The sequence below is a fragment of the Thalassotalea algicola genome, assembly GCF_012932965.1.
In the GTDB taxonomy this organism is placed as follows: domain Bacteria; phylum Pseudomonadota; class Gammaproteobacteria; order Enterobacterales; family Alteromonadaceae; genus Thalassotalea_F; species Thalassotalea_F algicola.
Window position 1 is genome coordinate 525,959 of the sequence record NZ_JABBXH010000002.1, and the last position, 21,516, is coordinate 547,474.

Sequence of the window (21,516 nt, forward strand, 5' to 3'; positions counted from 1 at the left end):
GGTTAAATCCTTATCTCGATGTTGGCAGCTTTCAGAGTTTGTTTTAGTTCACTCATATCGATGATCCCTTTGTGGAAAACACTGGCGGCAAGTGCACCATCGACATCAGCTTGCTTAAATACCTCAGTAAAGTGACTTATTTCGCCAGCGCCACCTGAGGCAATTAGCGGAATGTTTGCTGCTTTTCTAGCCTGTGTTAATTGTTTAATGTCATAGCCTTGTCGAACGCCATCTTGGTTCATACAGTTAAGGACAATCTCACCAGCACCTAATGATTGTACTTTTTCAATCCAATCGAAAGTTTGCCATTGCGTTTTTTGGGTGCGTTTTTCATCACCCGTAAATTGATATACTTGATAATGATTAGTTTCTTTATCAAAGTAACTATCAATACCAACGACCACACACTGAATACCGAAATGATCAGCTAATCTCGCTATTAAACTTGGATCTTGTAGGGCAGGCGAGTTGATACTTATTTTATCTGCGCCCATCATTAGAATGTCTTTTGCATCTTGTTCTGATTTGATGCCTCCAGCAACACAAAATGGAATATCAATAACTTCGGCTATTCGACTAACCCAGCTTTTATCAACCACTCGCCCATCTGAACTTGCGGTAATATCATAAAAAACTAATTCGTCGGCGCCGGCCTGTGCATACTTTTCTGCCAAAGGAACAATATCGCCAATAATTTCATGATTACGAAACTTAACGCCTTTTACTACTTTTCCATCACGAACATCTAGACAAGGAATTATGCGTTTGGCCAACATGCTAATGCCTCCTCTAATGTAAACTTACCTTCCAATAATGAACGACCCAAAATTACACCACTAACGCCGGTTGGTTTTAATGCTTCGATATCATCTAGCGAGCCAATTCCGCCAGATGCTTGCCATTGAATGCTCGGGTATTGCTGACAAAGTTCACTATAAAGTTGCACGTTACTGCCTGTTAAGGTGCCGTCTTTACTTATGTCGGTGCAAAGCACGTGTGATAGTCCAGCTTCAATATAATCGTCTAGTAGCTCTTCTAAGTTAACACCGCTGTCCTTAATCCAACCGTGAGTAGGTAGCGTTTTATTGCCGTGTTCGTCGATTTTCACATCAAGTGCCAATACTATTTTTTCACCGCCAAACTCTACTAACCACTCACGTACAAGGTTCGGTTGTTTAATAGCCAAACTGCCGATTACTACGCGATCAGCACCTAGCTCAAGTAGGTCGACCACGTCTTGCTTATCACGTACTCCACCACCAACTTGAATGACCATGCTTGGATGTTTTACTAATGTTTTAAGCAGCGTTAACTGGCGTTTACTGCTGTCTTTCGCCCCATCTAAGTCGACGAAATGCATTACCTTCGCCCCAGCGTCGCTATAAGCTTGTTGGCGCTCTGCAGCAGTGTATTGATAATTAGTTTTTTGGGCATAATCGCCCTGATACAGGCGAACTACTTCGCCGTTGATTAAATCGATTGCAGGTATTAGCACCTTACATCTCCAAAAAGTTTTTAATTATTTTGCTGCCATTTACGCCTGAACGTTCAGGGTGAAATTGGCAACCAATAAAGTTTTCTCGCACTACTGCAGCTGAGAACTCACTACCATAATCGCAACTTGCGGCAGTAAATTCGTTAATCGGCGCTGCAAAGCTATGCACAAAATAAAAATAATCCCCAACATTTACATTGGCAAACACAGGATGGTCAATGATTGACGTTAGTGTATTCCAACCCATATGAGGTAAGCGTAAACCTTTTGATGCTAGGGGTTTTACTGATGTTGGAATCAGATCTAAACAATTGATTAGTTCGCTATCTTGTCCCACGGTACTTTCTAGTGAGTCACTACACATTAACTGCATGCCTAAACAAAATCCAAGTACTGGCTGTTTAAGGCCTTGAATACATTCAACCAAGCCTTTCTCTTCGATATTCTTCATGGCATGTTTGGCATTGCCAACACCTGGAAGTATTACCTTTTTGGCGGTCTGAATAGTAGCGATATCGTCTGAAATGATTACATCATAGCCAAGGCGTTTTATCGCAAATAGCACGGATGATAAGTTCGCACACCCTGTATCAATAATTACATTGCTTACGTTTTCCGTCATTAAAGTGCACCTTTTGAACTTGGTAGCTCAGAGCCTTTTATTTCAACCGCTTGTCGTAAGGCGCGGCCAAAGACTTTAAATAAACTTTCTACTTGGTGATGGCAGTTTCCTTCACTTGTCGATAAGTGCAGAGTAATTGCCATGCTGTCGGCAAGTGAACGGAAAAAATGTGAGACCATTTGCGTTGACATTGTTCCTACGCGCGAGTCAGTAAAGTTTGCATCGAACTCAAGCCAAGGTCGTCCTGATAAATCAATGGCACACTCAGCGCGGCATTCGTCCATAGGTAGAACAAAGCCAAAACGGCCTATACCTCGTTTGTCGCCTAACGCTTGTTTTAACGCTGTACCTAAGGCAAGAGCGGTGTCTTCAACACTGTGGTGTTCATCAATGTGATAATCACCATCAACACTTACACTTAGTGAAAACCCGCCGTGCGTTGAAATTTGCTCAAGCATGTGATCAAAAAAGCCAAGCCCAGTATTAATACTACTGCCTGTCTTATCTAAATTAACCTTAATCGTAATGTCAGTTTCTTTGGTGGTTCTTGTGACACTAGCTGTTCTAGGCTGAGTAAGTAATTGTTCTTTAATATCAGACCAGTTAAGTAATTTTCGGTTGTACTTAATACCTGTTATGCCCATGTTGGCGGCAAGTTGCATATCAGTTTCTCTATCACCAATGACATAAGAATTTTTAAAGTTAACCTTACCTTGTTGAAGATAGTCAGACACTAAGCCTAATTTTGGTTTACGGCAGCTACAATTATCTTCGTCAAAGTGAGGACACAAAAGTACTTCATCAAATATCACCCCTTGTGAGGTAAACAAGTCCATCATTTTGTCGTGTGGTAAATCAAAATCTTCTTGTGGATAGCTATCTGTGCCCAATCCGTCTTGATTCGATACCATGACTAAACGAAAGCCCTTTTCTTGTAAAGCCAATAAAACAGGAATAACGTTTGGCTCAAAGACCAGTTTTTCTAGCGTGTCGACTTGAAAATCAATAGGCGGCTCTTCAATTAAAGTTCCGTCGCGGTCAATAAATAAAATATTCTGTGCTGACATCGTTATACTTCCTGCGCCGTTTGTACGGCTACTGTTTGATCAATGATTTGGTTAATTGCTTGTTTGACTGTGTTTAGCTCTTGCTCACTGCCAATACTTATACGTAAACAATTATCGAGTTGTTTTTGTTTTGACTGGTCGCGAATTAAGATTCCTTGAGCTTTTAAGCCGTCAAAAATGACAGATCTGTATTGGGTTCTAAACAGTACAAAATTAGCATCACTGGCAAATACCTCACTACACCAATCTTGTGAGACAAGCCATTGGCTCAAGTCTTTTCTGAGTGAGTTGCTCTGTTGTACACGTTCTTTCATTAATTGCAGGTTAGTTCCTGTTAGAAACTGACTGGCTAATTCTGCTACAGGCGCAGAAATAGGGTAGGGAGCAATGACTTTTGAAAGTAACGTAATAATTTCTGGTGAAGCTAAGGTAAAGCCACAACGTAATCCAGCTAACGCAAATGCCTTAGATAAGGTACGTAGTACCACTAAATTTGGGTAATCGCCTAACCAAGTTTGTATAGAATCTTGTGCAGAAAACTCTATGTAAGCCTCGTCTACTACGACAATTGCTTTTTCCTTTGCAGCATCTAATACGGCTTTAATTTGTGATTTTGGTAGTAAATTACCTGTTGGGTTACCTGGTGAGCAGAGAAAGACAATGTTAACTTGATCAAGTTTATTTACTATGGCTTCTACATCAAGTTGACAACTTGTTTGCGGCACACTAACAACGCCAGCCCCGTGGTTTTCCGCGCTAATTGCATACATGCCATAGGTTGGCGGGCAAATTAAAATACTGTCTTGGTAAGCGGTACAAAAGGTACGAATTATCAGCTCTATACCTTCGTCAGCACCGCGGGTTGCAAGCAAGTTTTCTACGGGGAGTTGGCAATATTCGCTATAAGCATTGAGTAGGTTGTTTGGTTGAAAGTCAGGGTATCGATTAATACAATCAGCTGACAATTGGTAATCACCAGTCCCTGAAGCTTCATTTGCATTGAGCCATATTTTATTTGAAAAGCTAGACTCGCCATCTGCTTTTTGTAAACGACGGGCAGATTGATAAGGCACCATATCAATGAGCTCTTTACGAGCGAGCTTTTTTATAGAACCTGTCATTAGCTTGCCTCACAATCTGTACTATTTAAACGAATCGTTACCGCTTTTTGGTGTGCCATTAAGCCTTCTGCATCGGTTAATTCAATAATACACGGAGCCAAGTTTTGCAGTCCTTGACGCGTGATTTTTTGCACCGTATACCGACGAGAAAAGTCAGCCAATGACAAACTGCTAACAACCTTAGAATAACCGTAAGTTGGCAGTACGTGGTTAGTGCCGCTAGCATAATCGCCTGCAGATTCAGGAGTATAAGCACCTAGAAAAATTGAACCTGCATTTCTTAGTTGACCCACTAATGAATCTGGATTTTTCGTTTGGACAATCAAGTGCTCAGGGCCGTATAAATTAGATACTTCAATTGCCATGTCTAGAGAATCGGTTAATATTAATCGGCTTTTTGAAAGTGCAGCTTTTGCTATCTTAGCTCTCGGTAGCGCTGCTAATTGGCATGACAGCGCCGCTCGTACTCGCTCTATCATTGATTTGCTGTCAGACAATAAAATGACTTGGCTGTCTTCACCATGCTCTGCTTGCGAAAGCAAGTCGGCGGCAACAAAATCTGCATTTGCATCGTTATCTGCAATTACTAACACTTCAGAAGGACCAGCTGGCATATCGATGGCAAAGCCTGGAATCTGTTGTGATAATTGGCTTTTAGCTTCCGTAACAAAACGATTTCCAGGGCCAAATACTTTGTTCACTGCTGGGATGGACTCTGTTCCTATAGCAAGGGCTGCAATTGCTTGTGCACCACCGACTGCATAAATTTCATTGATCCCACAAAGGTTTGCCGCGGCTAATACCTCTGGTGCAACGTTGCCTTTGTTATCAGGTGGCGATACTAAAACTTTTCTAGGGCAACCTGCTATCTCTGCTGGTACGCCAAGCATTAGCACAGTAGACGGTAGTGGTGCCGAACCAGCTGGGATGTATAGACCAACAGCCTCTATGGCTTCGGTTTTCAATATGCAAGTAACACCTTTGCAAGTTTCTACTTCAACATCTTGGTTTACCTGAGCTTGATGAAATCGTTTAATTTGACCATAGGCCGTCTCTAAAGCAGCAAGTCTTTGTGAAGAAAGGCTGCTAATTGCCGACTGTATTTGTTGTTCGCTTACCTTTAGTGATTCAAGTTTAAAACCATCAAATCGTTCAGTTAAGTCAATTAATGATTTGTCGCCAAATTCTTTCACTTGGTTAATGATGTTCTCTACTTGTGTTGCAAGTAGACCGCTTTCTTCTATTGCTGGTCGGCTTAGCGCGTTACTCTGCTCTTGACGAGAAAGTGTTGACCAAACGGATGTAGGTAGTAAATTTTGTAATGACATCTTAGCGCCCTTTTAACCCATCATCTTTTCAATTGGCATGACCAGAATTGAATCACAGCCTAGTGCTTTAAGGCTTTCCATGGTTTCCCAGAAAAAAGTTTCTGTTGCAACGACATGCACGGCCACCAGATCATCACGGCCGGCTAACGGCAATACTGTTGGTGTTTCTTTGCCGGGCATTAAATTGCTTACTTCCGCTAATTTATCTTTAGGGGCATGCAGCATGATGTATTTACTTTCTTTGGCTTTCATTACCCCTTGAATACGAGGTAACAGGGTATCTAAAATTTCCTGTTTTTTATCGGTCATCGTAGAAGTTGATTGAATTAGTGATGCTTTCGAGCGATAGATAACTTCAACTTCTTTTAGGCCATTTGCTTCAAGTGTTGCACCGGTCGATACTAAATCACAAATACCATCGGCAAGACCTACACGAGGTGCCACTTCAACAGAGCCTTTTAGTAGACAGTAATCGAGCTCGATTCCACTTTGCTGTGCAAAACGTTTTAGTAGTTGAGGGTAGGTGGTCGCAAAGCGAAGACCATTTAATGATTTAATACCGGTATATTCAAACTCTTCTGGCATCGCCAAAGATAAACGACAGCCGCCAAAGTTTAGCCCTGTAGTTTTAATATAGTCTGACTTTTCACCTAACAACTCGCGCTCTAACGCCGTTTCTTCTAGCGTATTATCACCGACAATGCCTAAGTCACACACGCCATCCATTACAAGTCCTGGAATGTCACTTGAACGAACACGCATGATGTCAATTGGCATATTGGTGACATGGGCTAACAATCTGCGATCGGCAACGTTAAGTTTTAGTCCACAACGCTTTAGTAATTGTTGTGTTTCTTCACTTAATCGACCTGACTTTTGCATAGCGATTCGTAAGCGAGTTTCTGTAGTCATTTTCCCATTCCTAGTATTTTTAATAAATTAGTGGTGTAAGTAAATTTAAGTCCTAAAACGTAAAAACCCCGAGAGAGTTTGACTCTTTCGGGGTTTTGGGAATTTTTTAATTCGCATGCCGCTGAAAGAGCCATAGCCCCTCAGCGAATAAACCTGAGCGGCTAATCCGTATGATGGTGATGATGGATAGTGCTTAGGTTTAAAATCATTATTTGCGTTGCCTTAAAAATTGTAAATTATCTATAAATCTATTGTGAGCTAATGCCTTAACAGCGTTACGCGTTTATTATTTTTTTTATTTTGCGTTTTTGCTCTAATTGCTACTTAACATACTGGCTAATTTTCATTCGCGCAACCCCTAAATATGAATCTTTTATGAAAAAATGTTTAACATTAGTCCATTTAGCACTAAGGGTTTTTGAAATTTAGTCGATATATAGGTTAGAATTTAAACAGGAAATGCATAAAGCAAAAGGTGTGGCATGGATATTTTTACGACGCAATTAACGCGAGTCGCGCCCAATAGAATTCGACCAAACAAGTTGAAAGTTAAAAGTTTGGCGAAAGAAGCGCGATCACAGTCAATCGATCAAGAGCATGATCATTTAGATGAACATGAGGTTAATACTGTCACTCATCAACATGCTGAAAAGCAATTTAGTCATCACAAAGATGAAGATATTGCCGAACAAAAACAATCAGGCTCTTCAGAAGAAATTGATGACGAGGATACTGAGAAACCACGTCACCTTGATATTTTTGTTTAATCCTCGTTACTTGCCGATATAATACGCGGGCCTTATTAATTTCATCATTACTGAATCACCCGTATGTCCTCTGTAGAACAAGCTTTTTCTTCTAGTGGTTTGCTTGCCAAAGCCATAACAGGCTTTTCCCCGCGCCAAGCACAATTGGATATGGCTCTTGAGGTAGAGCGAGCAATTGACAGCCAAACTTCTTTGATTGTCGAAGCAGGAACGGGAACTGGAAAAACATTTGCCTACTTAATTCCTGCGCTGATGTCAGATAAGAAAGTTATTGTTTCGACAGGTACCAAAACCTTACAAGAGCAATTGTTTCATAAAGATATTCCGGTGATAAAAAATGCCCTGGCAACTAATGCGCAAATGGCGTTATTAAAAGGGCGTTCCAATTATTTATGTTTGTATCGACTAGAGCAGTTCCAACACACAAGAGGGCAATTAGATGCGCAGGGTTTAGCTGACTTTGTTCATGTAAGGAATTGGGCTAATTCAACGCACCACGGTGATATTGGCGAGTTAGACAGTGTTGCAGAAGATTCAACAATTTTTCCGCTTATCACTAGCACGGTTGATAATTGTTTAGCAAGAGACTGTCCTAATATTGATGATTGCTATCTAGTGAAAGCCAGACAGCGAGCAATTGAAGCCGATGTTGTAGTGGTTAATCATCACTTGTTTTTTGCTGATATGGCACTTAAAGACACAGGCTTTGGTGAACTCATTCCTAAGGCTGAAGTGATTATATTTGACGAGGCTCACCAAATATCTGACATCGCGAGTGAATATTTTGGTGACGCATTTTCGACAAGGCAAGTCATTGAATTGTGCAGTGACGTTATTCAAGCATATAAAACAACCGTTACTGACGTAAAGCAATTAGGCAAGGCAGCAGAAAAACTTGAACGTACCTGCCAAGACTTTCGTTTACTGTTTGCCCATGATCCCGAGCGCGGTAATTGGCGAGATAAGCTTGCCAATGGTCGTATAAAGCAAGTGTTTGAGCATATAAAAGAAGATTTAGAGTTTTTGTATCAAGTGCTTAAATTGAACGTTTCCCGTAATGAACAGGTTGATAATTGCTTCGAAAGAGTGGTTACTTTGCGGACAAAATACGACATTGTCGCCAATGTTGATGCATTTGAAGTAAGCCTTTGGTATGAAACGACACGCAGGCACATTACATTGCACCAGACTCCGCTAACCATTGCAGATAAATTTAGCAAAGTGGTTAAGGATTCTGGCGCTGGCTGGATATTTACTAGTGCGACATTAGCGGTAAATAATGGGTTCGAACATTTTGCTAAACCACTAGGACTTTCCCAAGAAAATACGCTATTGCTAGATAGTCCGTTTGATTACTTGAATCAGTCTCAATTGATAGTGCCTCGTTATCTCCCAGAAGCCAATGATGCTAAGCGACCACAAGCGCTGGCAAAACTCGCGATACCATTAATTAAAGCCTCTCGAGGCTCGTGCTTTATGCTATTCACTAGCTACCGAGTAATGAATCTTGTGGCTGAAATATTAGCCGAAGAAATTGATAATCGGTTGTTGGTACAAGGGCAAATGGCTAAGCGCAATTTATTAAGCGAGTTTGTCAATGAATCTAACGCTGTTCTATTAGCTACAGCTAGCTTTTGGGAAGGCGTCGATGTTAGAGGTGATAAGTTAACTTGTGTTATTATCGACAAATTGCCGTTTGCCTCACCAGATGATCCGTTACTGCAAGCTCGTAGCGAAGACGCTAGACGACAAGGTAAAGATCCTTTTGCACAAATTCAACTGCCACAAGCTGTAATCGCCTTAAAGCAGGGAGTTGGACGACTAATTAGAGATGTGAACGATCGTGGTATATTAGTTATATGCGATAATCGTTTGGTAAATCGCCATTATGGGCAAGTATTTCTAAGTAGCTTGCCGGATATGAAAAGAAGTAGGGATGTTGATTACGCAGAAGCCTTTTTATCAGCAATCCATAATGAATCTATAGAAAATGAGAAAGCCTAATTGTGAAATTATTAGCCATTGACGCTTCAACAGAAGCTTGTTCGGTCGCCATTTATAACGATGGAAACGTTTATAGCGATTTTGAGTTATGTCCACAATCACATAGTTTAGTTTTATTACCTATGGTTGATAGACTGCTAAAAGAATCAAATAGTCAGCTAAGTGACTTTGATGCTTTGGTTTATGGCCGAGGTCCGGGTAGCTTTACCGGTGTAAGAATTGGTATTGGTGTCGCACAAGGACTAGCATTTGCAGCAGACATACCGACAATAGGTATTTCTACTATGCAAACTATGGCGCAGGAGGCGTTTGAAGTTCACGGACAAAAATACGTTAATGTGGCAATTGATGCTCGCATGTCTGAAGTTTACTGTTCTTCATGGCACTTAACTGATAAAGGCTTGATGGAACTAGCAACTCAAGAACAGGTGATGCCGCCTGAGAAATTTTCATCTTTAATTGAAAATAGCGGGTACGGCGTTGGAACTGGTTGGCAAGCTTATCCTCAATATTTAGCCGAAAAATGTCAAAATAATGAAGAAGTGGCAGTATTATATCCTAATGCTAAATATATGATTCCTTCAGCAATTCAATCTTTTAAAAATGGTGAAACGCAACCTGCGGATCAAGCTCAGCCTGTTTATGTACGTGATACGGTTTCGTGGAAAAAGTTACCCGGAAGAGAATAAGTCGCCAGTTTCGAAAAGATTTGCTAAATTATCCTTATGCAAGTAAATAATACCGGACTATCTTCGCAGATAGTTCGAAATCAACCGAATAGTGAACAGCTTAATCAGCAGGCCGAACGCGCTGCTGAACAAGTTCGTGAGCAACAAAAACAACAAGCTGAGCAAACTCAGCGTGTTAATCGAATAGAGGTTGATGAAAATGCAATAGCTGTTTTAGAGCGCGAAAATGCTCAAAGACAAAATTCAAGTGCGCAAAGCAATGGTAGCAACAACCAAAGTAGTGATAGTCAGACCAGCTATGATACACCGCCTTCACAAAACGCCACTGCTATTGCAACCTATCAATCTGTTAATAATATCGAACGTCGAGACAATGTTCAGCAATTACTAGGTGTTGACGTTTTTGCCTAACGTTAACTCTGCAATGACAAATCAAATAAACTCATCTTCTTTTTTTCAACGCTATGCGTTTTGGTTCTTACTGTTGGCAGCGGCATTATTAAGAAGTATCCCGATAATTTCATTGCCTTTTAACTGGCTTGAGAGTTATTTTCATGAAATTAGTCATGGACTAGCTGCGCTAATTACAGGTGGCAGCATAGTTAAAATTGAGCTATTTCCTAACGGTGCTGGTTTATGTACAACCATAGGGGGAAGCCGCTTCTTTACCAGTTTTATGGGATATACGGGCGCGGCCACATGGGGCGCTATGCTTTATTCGTTAGCCTCAATTAACCAAAAGCTTACTAAAGCGGTTTCTGGTGCTTTGCTACTATTGCTTATTTGTTCTTGTTTATTGTGGGTAAGAGACTTATTAACACTGGTTATTTTGTTTTTATTAATGGCGTTATTAGCTGTCAAAATAAGGTGGTGGCAAAGCAAGTGGTTTTACTATGGAATGCAATTAATAGGTTTAACAGTTTTATTAAATGCATTATTTAGTCCTTTTTATTTGATTGATGGCAGAAACCAAGGTGATGGTGCGACACTAGCTAGCCTCACTTTAATGCCAGAAGTCGTTTGGGTTGCAATTTGGGTAGCGATTGCTTTAGCTTTGTTGTACTTACTCGCAAAAAAACAACAATAAGGCTGATTGATTTGTGAAAATCGAAACCGAAGAAGTGTGTTATGACATAAACGAATTGTCATTGCATGGCTTAACTGCAGGCGATCCTGAACAACCGATTACACTTTGTTTGCATGGCTGGTTAGATAATGCCGCAAGCTTTTTACCGCTTATTCCTTTTCTTCCCGATAGACGAATCATTGCTATTGATTGGCCGGGTCATGGCTTTTCTTCGCATCGCAGCGGTGATGCACATTATCATTTTATTGATTGGGTTTATGATTTAGTTCAGCTATTTGAAGTCACACAATGGCAAGCGGTAGACATTGTTGCACACTCGATGGGCGGAATGGTTGCAACCGCATTCGCAGCAGCATTTCCTGAAAAAGTAAGATCATTGACCTTACTTGACTCTATCGGCTTTGTTTCAGACAAAGCTGAAAACACCACCGAGCAATTACGTAAAGGTTTGCAAAGCCGTATTGCTGGCCAAACTAAACGTAAGAATCTTCACCCTTCAGTCGAGTCGGCCATTAAAGCTAGAGTTGCGGTATCCGATCTAAATACCGAACAAGCAACATTGATTGTTAAACGAGGCTTAATGCAACAGGGGGGTGACTATATTTGGCGTGCTGATAGCAGGTTAAGGAATACATCTCCGTATCGTTTAACTCGTGAACAAGCAAAACAATTGATCTGTGACGTAAAATGTCCCGTCCATTTAGTATATGGTGATAAAGGATTAGACATGGTGCATATAGGAATTAAGGAGTTTTCTTCTTTATTTAACCAGTTTAGTTTGTTTGAACTTGAAGGTGGTCACCATGTTCATATGGAGAAGCCTGCGCAAGTTGCAGAGCAAATTCAGCTATTTTGGCAAAATATCACTGTATAGTTTCACAAAATACTAGGATTTTTATTCAAAATATGAAATTATGCTGAACTTTCGAGTAAAAGCTCAGAGGTCGGACAAGCGACTTTTGTAGCATACTTTATGGTGGCGATATCAGTAGATACTGACAATACTAATAAAATAATAATCGTCCCGAGTGTCACGTATATTAATAGGAGAGAACGGTGGAAAAAATTTGGCTTGAGAAAAGTTATCCTCCTGGTGTTCCACACGAAATTGATCCCGATAGATATTCATCTATTGTCGAAATGTTTGATAAATATGTTGGTCTTTATGCAGACCGAGCGGCCTTCATTAATATGGGCGCCGAAATATCATATAGGGAGCTAGAAGCTCAGGTAACGATGTTTGCCGCATATCTCCAAAAGGATCTTGGCTTAGAGAAAGGCGATAGATTTGCCATCATGGTACCGAATACCCTGCAATATCCAATTGCGTTATTTGGTGCGTTAAAAGCAGGTCTTACTGTCGTTAACGTTAACCCGTTATACACAGCAAGAGAGTTAGAGCATCAGTTAAAAGATTCTGGTGCTAAAGCTATGTTAATTGTTGAAAACTTTGCACATACGCTTGAGCAAGTTATCGATAAAACACCTGTCGAAAAAGTTATATTAACTGCCTTAGGTGATCGTCTAGGTGGTTTAAAAGGTAAGATTGTCAACTTTGTCGTGAAGTATGTGAAGAAAATGGTACCAAGTTATAAGCTTGAAAATACCATTAGCTTTAATCAAGTGTTGGCTAAAGGTCAGTCGCTATCGTTGGAGCCTGTTGCGATAGAAGGTGAAGACTTAGCATTCTTACAGTATACCGGTGGTACGACAGGTGTATCTAAAGGCGCCATGTTAACTCATCGAAATATGGTGGCTAACTTAGAGCAAGCTAAAGCGGCGATTAAGCCAATTTTAACTGAAGGTGAAGAATTGGTGGTAACGGCATTGCCGCTTTATCATATCTTTGCACTGACGGCGAATTGTTTGACCTTTATGACATTAGGTGGCACTAATTTGTTGATCACTAACCCGCGTGATATGCCTAATTTTGTTAAAGAATTAGCCAAGTACCCATTTACTTGTATTACAGGGGTTAATACCTTATTTAATGGCCTGCTTAATACACCAGGTTTCTCCGATTTAGATTTCTCAACGTTAAAGCTTACATTAGGCGGTGGTATGGCTGTTCAGCAACCAGTAGCTGAACGTTGGCAACAGTTGACTAAAACTCGATTGTTAGAAGGTTATGGCTTAACAGAATGTTCACCTATGGTGTCTATTAGCCCATATAACATTGATGGCTACGACGGTACTATTGGTTTACCAGCAGCGTCGACTAACGTGAAAATTGTTCGTGAAGATGGTACGGATGCGGATACTGGCGAAGCTGGTGAAATGTGGGTGAAAGGCCCGCAAGTTATGAAGGGCTACTACCAGCGTGAAGAAGCTACAAATGAAATCTTAAAAGATGGCTGGTTAGCGACTGGTGATATTGCTGAAATGGATGAAAATGGTTTCTTTAAGATCGTTGATCGTAAGAAAGATATGATTATCGTTTCTGGCTTTAATGTATTTCCAAATGAAATTGAAGAAGTTGCAATGATGCACGAAGGCATTGTTGAAGCTGCTGCTGTTGGTGTTCCACATGAAGTCAGTGGTGAGATTATTAAACTGTTTATTGTTAAGAAAGAAGATGGTTTATCTCAAAAAGACATTATTGACCATTGTAGCAAGCACTTAACCAACTACAAAGTACCTAAATTAATTGAATTTAGAGATGAATTACCAAAAACGAATGTGGGTAAAATTCTTCGTAGAGAGCTTAGGTAGTAAGTTCTAATTGGTACAAAATAAAAGCCGGCTAATGCCGGCTTTTTTATGTTCAGGACGAACTGTATGTCGAGATGTCATGGAAGACAAAGAACGACGATGTTCAGGACGAACTGTATGTCGAGATGTCATGGAAGACAAGGAACGACAATGTTCAGGACGAACTGTATGTCGAGATGTCATGGAGGACAAGGAACGACGATGTTCAGGACAATCTATTGAGCTTTTAAGGTTTTACCTGTCACATCTACGCTATCATCAGACATTAAGTAAACATATAGCGGCATAATATCTTCAGCGGTTGCTAACTTGTTTGCATCTTCGGCTGGGTAGGCAGAAGCACGCATACCGGTGCGGGTCGCGCCGGGATTAATTGCATTAGCACGTAGGCTAGTATTGTCATATTCATCAGCAATGAGCTCCATCATTCCTTCGGTAGCGAATTTCGATAAGCTATAAGGTCCCCAGAATGCGCGACCTTTGCTACCAACGCTTGACGACGTAAATACTATTGAACCATTGTTTGACGTTAAAAGTGCTGGCACAAGAGCTTGAGCAAGTAACAGTTGTGCTTTTACGTTTACTTGCATCACATCGTCATAAGTTTGCTCATGTATTGCGGTAAATGGCGTTAACTCACCTAAAATAGAAGCATTTAGCAGTGCACCGTCTAATTTACCAAACTGACTTAGTATCGTATTAGCCATATCAATATAATGCTGTTTCGTCGCGCCTTTCATATCTAAAGGTACAATTGCAGGTTCCGGATAGCCAGCAGCGACAATTTCATCATAAACGGATTCTAATTTTTCTACCGTACGGCCAAGTAAAATTACCGTAGCGCCTAAGCTTGCGTAAGTTATTGCTGCTTGTTTGCCAATGCCATCACCAGCGCCGGTAACTAAAATAACTTTTTCTAAAAGGTTGTTGTCTTTAATTTGATAATCAAACATTTCATCGAAAGGGTAATAATATAAAGTGACGGGATTTTACTCTTGTCAGTAGGCTGTGACGAGCAAAAATTATCAAAATTCATACAATTTATGGAAATATCGTTACTAAATATAAAAAACCGCTAGCACTTAGTTAAATCTTGGGGTAACTTTAACTGGTCTAACTAGTTAACTTGGTCGTGTTATACGACAAAGAAAAATAACAAGTTTAAACCTATAAAAAATAATAAGTAGACTAGTCTCTGGGGAGATATAATGAAAAAGCTAGTTCTTAGTATGGCCATTGCAGGTGCACTTGGATTAAGTGGCTGTGGTGATGAAACCATCAAAGATGTACAAGAAAATGTCGATAAAAATGGTGCAGTAACATCACCAACTGCGCGAGTAGTTTTCGACCCTTCAAATGGTGTATTGTCCGTTCCAAATGATTTACTTTTCTCAGGAACAACTGATGGCACACTTAATATGCCTGTTGCTGACCCAACAGACTTTGCAGATCCAACTGTTGCGCTTAGTGCTTTAGATGGCTGGTCAACTGTTCAACCTTTCGTATTGGATATCGACTTTCCAGCAGGTGTAAGCTTAGATGGTAATAGTGTATTCAACCCAGCATCTGTTCGTGTATTTGAAACAGAAATGGGCGGTCCTTTAGCTGCATCAGCAGGGTGTCAGGCACTACCACAAGGTACGGCGTGTCAGGTAATTGGTGAATTAACATTTGGCAGCGACTTTGTAACGCAAAAATCCGGTAATAGTATCGCTGTTGTACCACTTAAGCCGTTAAAAGCAAAAACATCATATGTTGTTGTTTTAACTAACTCGTTAATGGATGACACGGGCAAAGCCGTTGCCGGTTCAACAACTTATGAATTAGTTCAACAAGACTTAGCGACTAAGCCTTTAGGTTCACAATCGCAAAAAGATTTACAAGGCGTAATTAATAGTTTTGAAGCGGCTGTTGCAGCAGCTGGTGTTGATAAATCAACAATTATCTACACAATGGCAATGACTACACAGTCAACTGCTGATGCGGTAGGTACGTTAAAACAAGTTATGGCGCAAAATGCTGGTTTAGGACAAGTGCCTACAATTGGTATTCAAGATACAACGTTATCTGTTTATGACGTATTAACGTCTCAAGGTATCGTTTTACCACCTGAATTGGCTCCGGTATATCAAGCAGCCAATTACATGCAAGGTTCAATTACTTTACCTTATTATTTAGGTACACCAAGTGCAGAAAACCCTATGGCACCAGTTAATGATTGGTGGAAAGCACAATGTGACTCTGCTGTTATGTTGGCAGGCCTTGCAGCACAAAACCCTGATGCTATCCCTGCAAACCCTGTTAGTGAAACTGACGGTCTTTGTATGGCACTATCAGCAGCTGCTGGATTGCCAGCACCAGGTCTACGTGATTTAAGTACTGTGCTTCCGTTAGATACTGAACGTAATATTACTAAGTTCAACCCGCTTCCAGCTAAACGTGTTGATATGGCACTAGATGTTCAGGTAACTACACCTGATTTAGCTGTTGCTAATGCTGTTCGCGCTAGCTTAGGTATGCCTGCATTAGAAGAGCCTGCTACTGGTTGGCCGGTAGCTATATTACAACATGGTATTACTTCTAAGAAAGAAGACATGCTAGCAATTACTGGGGCATTAGCACTTCAAGGTATTGCGACAGCAGCAATTGACCACCCATTACACGGTAGTCGTGGTTTTGATTTAGACCCAACACAGCCAGGTGATGAAATTAATGCATCAACTGTATCTGCTACGCACTACATGAACTTGGCAAACTTATTAACTACACGTGATAACTTACGCCAGTCAACGATTGATACGCTTGGTTTACGTTTAGGTTTAAACTTTGCAGGTGGTTTAGATGCAACAGGTAACCCAATAAAGCTTAATGGCCAGCAAGTAACTTACTTAGGTCATTCATTAGGTGCAATTACAGGTATCAATACAGTAGCACTAGCTAATTTACCGTTAGATCCAGCCGTTGACCCATTATTCCGTGTTGCAGCAACATCATTTGCAATGCCAGGTGTTGGTGTTGCTAACTTCTTATTGGAGTCAGCTGCATTTGGTGGATTAATTAGAGCAAGCCTTACATTGGCTGCATCTCCTGAATTCCAAGCATTTGTAGCTCAAACATTCCCTGCAGGTCCTTCAGAAGCTGAGTTAGTGCAAGCATTTGACATGTTCTTCGCGGCATTAACGCCTGCTCAGCAAGGCGAGTTAAATGGTACGTTTGCACAGTTTACTTTTGCTGCTCAGACAGTGACAGGTTCAGGTGACCCTGTAAACTACGCAAGCATGTTAGCGATGACGCAAACACCTACGCATTTAATCGAAGTTGTAGGTAACGGTGCAGATAACCTACCTGACCAAGTTATTCCAAATGCTGTATCTTCTATGCCTCTTTCAGGTACTGAAGCTGCTATCGCATTACTTGGATTATCAGGCGTGAGTGAAACCACAGAAGGTTCAGGTGCTGTGCGTTTTGTTGCTGGCCATCATGGTTCAATTTTAGATCCTTCAGCTCGCCCTGAGTCGCCGGATCCATTGATGAGTGCTGCTGCGACAACTGAGATGCAAACACAAGTGACGACTTTCTTTGCAACACTAGGTCAGTTAATATCAGTAACCAATACTGATGTTGTGATGTAATTCATTACATTTAATTGAAAAAGCTCCCATCAGGGAGCTTTTTTTTTGTCGTTTAGACCCTATATAGTAATCATTGGTCAGCAATTGAATGCTTACATGATTGGAGAGTACATTGGAATTTTTATATGAATATGGCTTGTTCTTAGCTAAAGCGGTTACGTTGGTTTTGGCTGTTGTTGCAATTGTCGCGGTTATCGCAGGAGCAGCAATAAAGCAAAAAGCGAAAAAAGGTGAGTTGGAGATTGAAGACCTGTCTGAGCATTTTGAAGATGTTGAGCAGGAGATCGTGCATTCACTGTTAACGAAAGAAGAGCTTAAAGAAAAAGAGAAAGCAGATAAAAAAGCAGAAAAAGAACGCGTAAAAGCCGCGAAGAAAGGCGATACGCCAGATGCTAAGCCACGTATGTTTGTTTTAGACTTTAAAGGCAGTATTGATGCGAAAGAAGTCGCGAGTTTACGTGAAGAAGTATCGGCTGTTTTAGCGGTAGCTAAACCTGAAGATGAAGTGTTTGTGCGCTTAGAGTCAGGTGGCGGAATGGTACATGGCTATGGCTTAGCGTCATCACAGCTTGATCGTATTCGTCAGCGTGAAATTCCGCTGACGGTTGCTGTTGATAAAGTGGCTGCAAGTGGTGGTTATATGATGGCTTGTGTTGCCAATAAAATTATTGCAGCGCCGTTTGCAATTTTAGGCTCTATTGGTGTGCTTGCTCAGGTACCTAACTTTAATAAGTTATTAAAGAAAAATGATATCGAATTTGAGCAATTAACTGCTGGTGAATACAAACGTACGTTAACCATGTTCGGTGAAAACACTGAAAAAGGACGTGAAAAGTTTGTAGAAGAGCTGGAAGAAACCCATCAACTGTTTAAAGACTTTGTTAACGAGCACCGTGCGTCACTAGATATTGCAAAGGTAGCAACCGGTGAGCACTGGTTTGGTACTAAAGCGAAAGCGTTAGGCTTAGTTGATAGCATTCAAACCAGTGATGACTACTTATTTGATGCAGTGAAAACCCATAAAATAGTTGGTATTCGATACGAAACGAAAAAGGGCTTTGCAGAAAAACTATCTAAGGCTGCCTCATTATCTGCAGATAGCTTTATTTCTAAATTGCTTCAGCGTAATCGTATTTTTCCAGGCTAAGGCTAAGCGTTGCATATGAAAGCAGAGTTTTGGCATAAGTGTTGGGAAAAAAAAGCCATTGGCTTTCACCAAGATGCAATTCATCCTTTTCTAAAGAGTGAATTGGCTCAGCTTAATTTTTCAACAAGCGATACAGTGTTTGTCCCCTTGTGTGGAAAGTCACTGGATATGCTTTGGTGGGCTGAGCGCTGTCAGGTTGTTGGTAGCGAGTTAAGCGAGATCGCATGCCAAGAGTTTTTTGCTGAAAATGATTTAACAAGCCAAAAGCGAAAAAGTGATGCGTTTACTGTATATCAACTGGATAATTTAGCGATTTACCAAGGGGATTTCTTTGCGTTAGCACCGAATAAATTGCCTAAATTTAAGTATATTTATGATAGAGCTGCACTTATTGCTTTACCTGAACAAATGCAAAAAGCCTATGCTGCACATTTATCTCAATTTATTGGTCAAAACACTGAACTGTTATTAATTTCAGTTGAGTTTCCAAATGAAGAACATCAAGGGCCTCCTTTTTCTACATCAGCACAGTGTGTTAACGAGTTATTCGACCATTTTGTGGTGGAAGAGTTAGCGGTTAATGAACTTAAAGATAAACAGTTTGCTCGTAGAAGTTTGGATGTAAGTTATTTAACAGAAAGGCTTTATCGTATAACGAGAAGTTAATTTTTTACTGTAGCTGGTCATGAAATAAGTGGAAGTTTTTTAATAAAAGGTGCCTTTTGGGGCGCCTTTTTTTTGCCTATTTCTTTTAATCGATTTCTATTGTTTTAAGAATTCTATTGGCATAAATGTAAACTATAAATTATACTGTAAATATATACAGTATTTTGGTTTTGTGTTTGTGCAGATAATTGAACAGTTAAAAACTAAAGCTTTAATTTGGCAAGGCTATCAAGCAGAGCAAATAACGGAAAGTTGTAGCTCAAGCTATCCGGTTTTAGATTGTAAGCTTAACGGCGGTTTCCCTAAACAGGGGGTGATTGAGATTCGATCAAAGAACGGGATCGGTGAACTAAGACTCATACTGCCTTACCTACAACAAAGGGGGAGCGAAGGTTTAGTGATTTTTATTGCTCCACCTTCGGTTATTAGTGCAGAAAGTTTGAGTTTGTCTGGGCTAAATTTAGAAGAGGTTTGGGTTTTAGATGCCAGTGATGAAGAGTCATTATGGTGTGCAGAACAGTGCTTAAAAAGTGGCTGTTGCACTAGTGTTGTGCTATGGCACCAATGCTTTGAAATTCATCATATTAGACGCTTAACGTTAGCGTGTGAGCAGGGAGCTGCATCACTTATTATCTTTCGAGCCAATGATAGCCATGCATTGAGTTTGCCTGTTAGGTTAACGCTAACTTTGGTTGCACATCCGTATGGCCTGCAAGCTCAAATAGATAGACGTCGAGCCGGTGCACCAACTCCGCCTTTTGTTGTTGATATGGCAAGTGTTTGGCCTGAGTTATCTTTATCCTCATTACCTGAAAATGTTGTTTCTATTAATGAGTTTAAACTGCGAGCAGTATAATGCTTTGGGGGTACTTTTATTTTCCTCAATTGCAGCTGGATATCTTACAGCAAGTGCAAAGCTGTGATCAGCCATTAGTGATTGTAGATGGCCACAGCAACCATGTCGTTCAGTTAAATGAGTTGGCAATAGCACAAGGCATTAAGAAGCAAATGGGCTTGGCAACTGCAGCTTCCTTGTATCATCAACTACAAGTCATTCCTTACCATGAAACAACAGAGCAGCAAGCGCTTATTCATATTGTGGAAAGCTTATACGATCTAGTCGCGGATATTGCGGTTGATGAAGTTAATGGTGTATTTATTCGTTTTGGCAACATGTTGAAGCTATATAAAGGGCTTGATGGTCTAAAACAAAGCCTGTTGGCACGGCTAGCTGACATTAATCTGTGTTTTTCATACGCATCAGCCTATAGTCCTATTGCCGCTAAGGTGCTAGCTAAGTCATCACTTAACCAGTTTTATACTGAAGAAGAGCAACTTAATGTAGAGCTTGAACGTTTGGCAATTACTCAAGTTTTTGAGTCTACAAAAGACCAAGAGCAATTGGCTCGTTTGGGCATTAAAAGACTAGCGCAACTTAATCAGATTTCCTTTGGTGAGCTATCTAAACGTTTTAGTCATTCATTTTTAAGTTATTTTTTACAGCTTCAGGGTAAGCAGCCGTTAGCGATTACGTTTTATCAACCAAAACCTAGATTTGCTCAAGAAATTGAATTGCTCTATGAGATTTCAACGATCGATATTTTGCTTAAGCCTTTAGCTGGCTTGTTAAAGCGCTTAGCAAGCTTCTTGGTGTTGCGAGGTTTAGCTTGTCAAATGTTGACCCTGCGCTGTCGTTATCGCAGCAGTGATATTGTTTGTTGGGATATTCGCAGTGCAGAGTTTTGCGATAATGCAGATAAATGGCACCAGCTAGTTTCGTTGCAATTAGAAAAAGTTCAATTAAAGGAACCTGTTGTTAGTATTGGTTTGTTTTGTGAACAGCTCACATTAAAGGTGGTCACTCCTCAAGTATTATTCGGCCAACGCCAATCACAATTAACTCAATTGGAGTTGATGAGTTTGCTGCAGGCTAAACTGGGTATCGACAAAGTAAAACGGCCGACATTTTGCTCGGAGCACCGCCCTGAGCTAGCAAATCAAATGAGTACGACACTTACCGAGTCTAGCGCTGCTTCAGCAGAGCAACTAATTGCTAATATGCGGCCGAGTTATTTATTAGCTACACCTCAACCCTTAACTTGTTCGATTGATGTCATTCATGGACCAGAGCGTATTGAAACCGGTTGGTGGCAACATAGTGTTATTCGAGATTATTTCATTGCTCGTAATGGTCAAGGTCAGTGGTGCTGGGTATATCGTGAACCAAACCAGCAGTGGTTTATACATGGCTATTTCGGGTAGGTTGA

General features: G+C 40.6%; 20 protein-coding genes. 12 read left to right on the forward strand and 8 right to left on the reverse strand.

The window, feature by feature from the left end; all coding sequences use genetic code 11:
• Positions 1-2: 2 nt before the first annotated feature.
• From hisF to hisG, 7 genes are read right to left on the reverse strand one after another with little or no spacing between them, the layout of a single operon-like run.
• Complete coding sequence (gene hisF / locus HII17_RS07105) at positions 3-776, reverse strand: imidazole glycerol phosphate synthase subunit HisF (protein ID WP_169074645.1); 774 nt, start codon at positions 774-776, stop codon at positions 3-5.
• The gene (hisA, locus tag HII17_RS07110) at positions 758-1,495 is read right to left on the reverse strand and encodes a 1-(5-phosphoribosyl)-5-[(5-phosphoribosylamino)methylideneamino]imidazole-4-carboxamide isomerase (RefSeq protein ID WP_169074646.1); all 738 of its coding nucleotides are present in this window, start codon (positions 1,493-1,495) and stop codon (positions 758-760) included. The genes hisF and hisA overlap by 19 nt, the downstream gene beginning before the upstream one ends.
• A gap of 1 nt (position 1,496) precedes the next feature.
• Positions 1,497-2,117, reverse strand: a complete 621-nt coding sequence (gene hisH, locus HII17_RS07115; protein ID WP_169074647.1) for an imidazole glycerol phosphate synthase subunit HisH — start codon at positions 2,115-2,117, stop codon at positions 1,497-1,499.
• A complete protein-coding gene (gene hisB, locus HII17_RS07120) occupies positions 2,117-3,184 on the reverse strand; it encodes a bifunctional histidinol-phosphatase/imidazoleglycerol-phosphate dehydratase HisB (RefSeq protein WP_169074648.1) in 1,068 nt (355 codons plus the stop codon). Before hisB ends, hisH begins: the two co-directional genes overlap by 1 nt.
• Positions 3,185-3,186: 2 nt before the next feature.
• Positions 3,187-4,305 carry a histidinol-phosphate transaminase gene (gene hisC / locus HII17_RS07125; RefSeq protein ID WP_169074649.1) on the reverse strand — a complete coding sequence of 373 codons (1,119 nt, stop codon included), beginning with the start codon at positions 4,303-4,305 and terminating at the stop codon, positions 3,187-3,189.
• Positions 4,305-5,633, reverse strand: coding sequence for a histidinol dehydrogenase (hisD, locus tag HII17_RS07130; protein WP_169074650.1), 1,329 nt, complete (start codon positions 5,631-5,633; stop codon positions 4,305-4,307). The genes hisC and hisD overlap by 1 nt, the downstream gene beginning before the upstream one ends.
• Positions 5,634-5,645: 12 nt before the next feature.
• Positions 5,646-6,545, reverse strand: coding sequence for an ATP phosphoribosyltransferase (gene hisG / locus HII17_RS07135; protein WP_169074651.1), 900 nt, complete (start codon positions 6,543-6,545; stop codon positions 5,646-5,648).
• A 482-nt stretch (positions 6,546-7,027) separates the two neighbouring features.
• Here hisG and HII17_RS07140 point away from each other — a divergent pair, with 482 nt between their 5' ends.
• The 7 genes from HII17_RS07140 (at position 7,028) to fadD (ending at position 13,804) form a co-directional block, all read left to right on the forward strand.
• Positions 7,028-7,312 (forward strand): hypothetical protein, encoded by a 285-nt coding sequence (locus HII17_RS07140; protein WP_169074652.1) that lies wholly within the window; start codon positions 7,028-7,030, stop codon positions 7,310-7,312.
• Positions 7,313-7,375: 63 nt separating this feature from the next.
• Positions 7,376-9,316, forward strand: a complete 1,941-nt coding sequence (locus HII17_RS07145; protein ID WP_169074653.1) for an ATP-dependent DNA helicase — start codon at positions 7,376-7,378, stop codon at positions 9,314-9,316.
• Between the two features lie 2 nt (positions 9,317-9,318).
• On the forward strand, positions 9,319-10,005 hold the full coding sequence (tsaB, locus tag HII17_RS07150) for a tRNA (adenosine(37)-N6)-threonylcarbamoyltransferase complex dimerization subunit type 1 TsaB (protein WP_169074654.1): 687 nt from the start codon (positions 9,319-9,321) through the stop codon (positions 10,003-10,005).
• Positions 10,006-10,041: 36 nt separating this feature from the next.
• The gene (locus HII17_RS07155; protein WP_169074655.1) at positions 10,042-10,416 is read left to right on the forward strand and encodes a hypothetical protein; all 375 of its coding nucleotides are present in this window, start codon (positions 10,042-10,044) and stop codon (positions 10,414-10,416) included.
• Positions 10,409-11,092 (forward strand): M50 family metallopeptidase, encoded by a 684-nt coding sequence (locus HII17_RS07160; protein ID WP_235938666.1) that lies wholly within the window; start codon positions 10,409-10,411, stop codon positions 11,090-11,092. Before HII17_RS07155 ends, HII17_RS07160 begins: the two co-directional genes overlap by 8 nt.
• A gap of 13 nt (positions 11,093-11,105) precedes the next feature.
• Positions 11,106-11,966, forward strand: coding sequence for an alpha/beta fold hydrolase (locus HII17_RS07165; protein ID WP_169074656.1), 861 nt, complete (start codon positions 11,106-11,108; stop codon positions 11,964-11,966).
• Positions 11,967-12,148: 182 nt separating this feature from the next.
• Positions 12,149-13,804: a long-chain-fatty-acid--CoA ligase FadD gene (fadD, locus tag HII17_RS07170; RefSeq protein ID WP_169074657.1), complete on the forward strand. Its 1,656-nt coding sequence runs from the start codon at positions 12,149-12,151 to the stop codon at positions 13,802-13,804.
• Between the two features lie 215 nt (positions 13,805-14,019).
• Here the strand turns inward: fadD and HII17_RS07175 are convergent, their stop codons facing one another.
• Positions 14,020-14,757: a YciK family oxidoreductase gene (locus tag HII17_RS07175; RefSeq protein ID WP_169074658.1), complete on the reverse strand. Its 738-nt coding sequence runs from the start codon at positions 14,755-14,757 to the stop codon at positions 14,020-14,022.
• 255 nt (positions 14,758-15,012) lie between these two features.
• On the opposite strand from HII17_RS07175, the gene HII17_RS07180 reads away from it, so the two are divergent.
• The 5 genes from HII17_RS07180 to HII17_RS07200 all read left to right on the forward strand — a co-directional run bounded on the left by HII17_RS07180 (position 15,013) and on the right by HII17_RS07200 (position 21,511).
• On the forward strand, positions 15,013-17,436 hold the full coding sequence (locus tag HII17_RS07180) for a VolA/Pla-1 family phospholipase (RefSeq protein ID WP_169074659.1): 2,424 nt from the start codon (positions 15,013-15,015) through the stop codon (positions 17,434-17,436).
• Positions 17,437-17,548: 112 nt separating this feature from the next.
• Positions 17,549-18,583, forward strand: coding sequence for a protease SohB (sohB, locus tag HII17_RS07185; protein WP_169074660.1), 1,035 nt, complete (start codon positions 17,549-17,551; stop codon positions 18,581-18,583).
• Positions 18,584-18,598: 15 nt separating this feature from the next.
• Positions 18,599-19,249, forward strand: coding sequence for a thiopurine S-methyltransferase (locus tag HII17_RS07190; protein ID WP_169074661.1), 651 nt, complete (start codon positions 18,599-18,601; stop codon positions 19,247-19,249).
• Positions 19,250-19,427: 178 nt separating this feature from the next.
• Positions 19,428-20,105: a translesion DNA synthesis-associated protein ImuA gene (gene imuA / locus HII17_RS07195; protein WP_169074662.1), complete on the forward strand. Its 678-nt coding sequence runs from the start codon at positions 19,428-19,430 to the stop codon at positions 20,103-20,105.
• Positions 20,105-21,511 carry a Y-family DNA polymerase gene (locus tag HII17_RS07200; protein WP_169074663.1) on the forward strand — a complete coding sequence of 469 codons (1,407 nt, stop codon included), beginning with the start codon at positions 20,105-20,107 and terminating at the stop codon, positions 21,509-21,511. The genes imuA and HII17_RS07200 overlap by 1 nt, the downstream gene beginning before the upstream one ends.
• Positions 21,512-21,516: the final 5 nt, after the last annotated feature.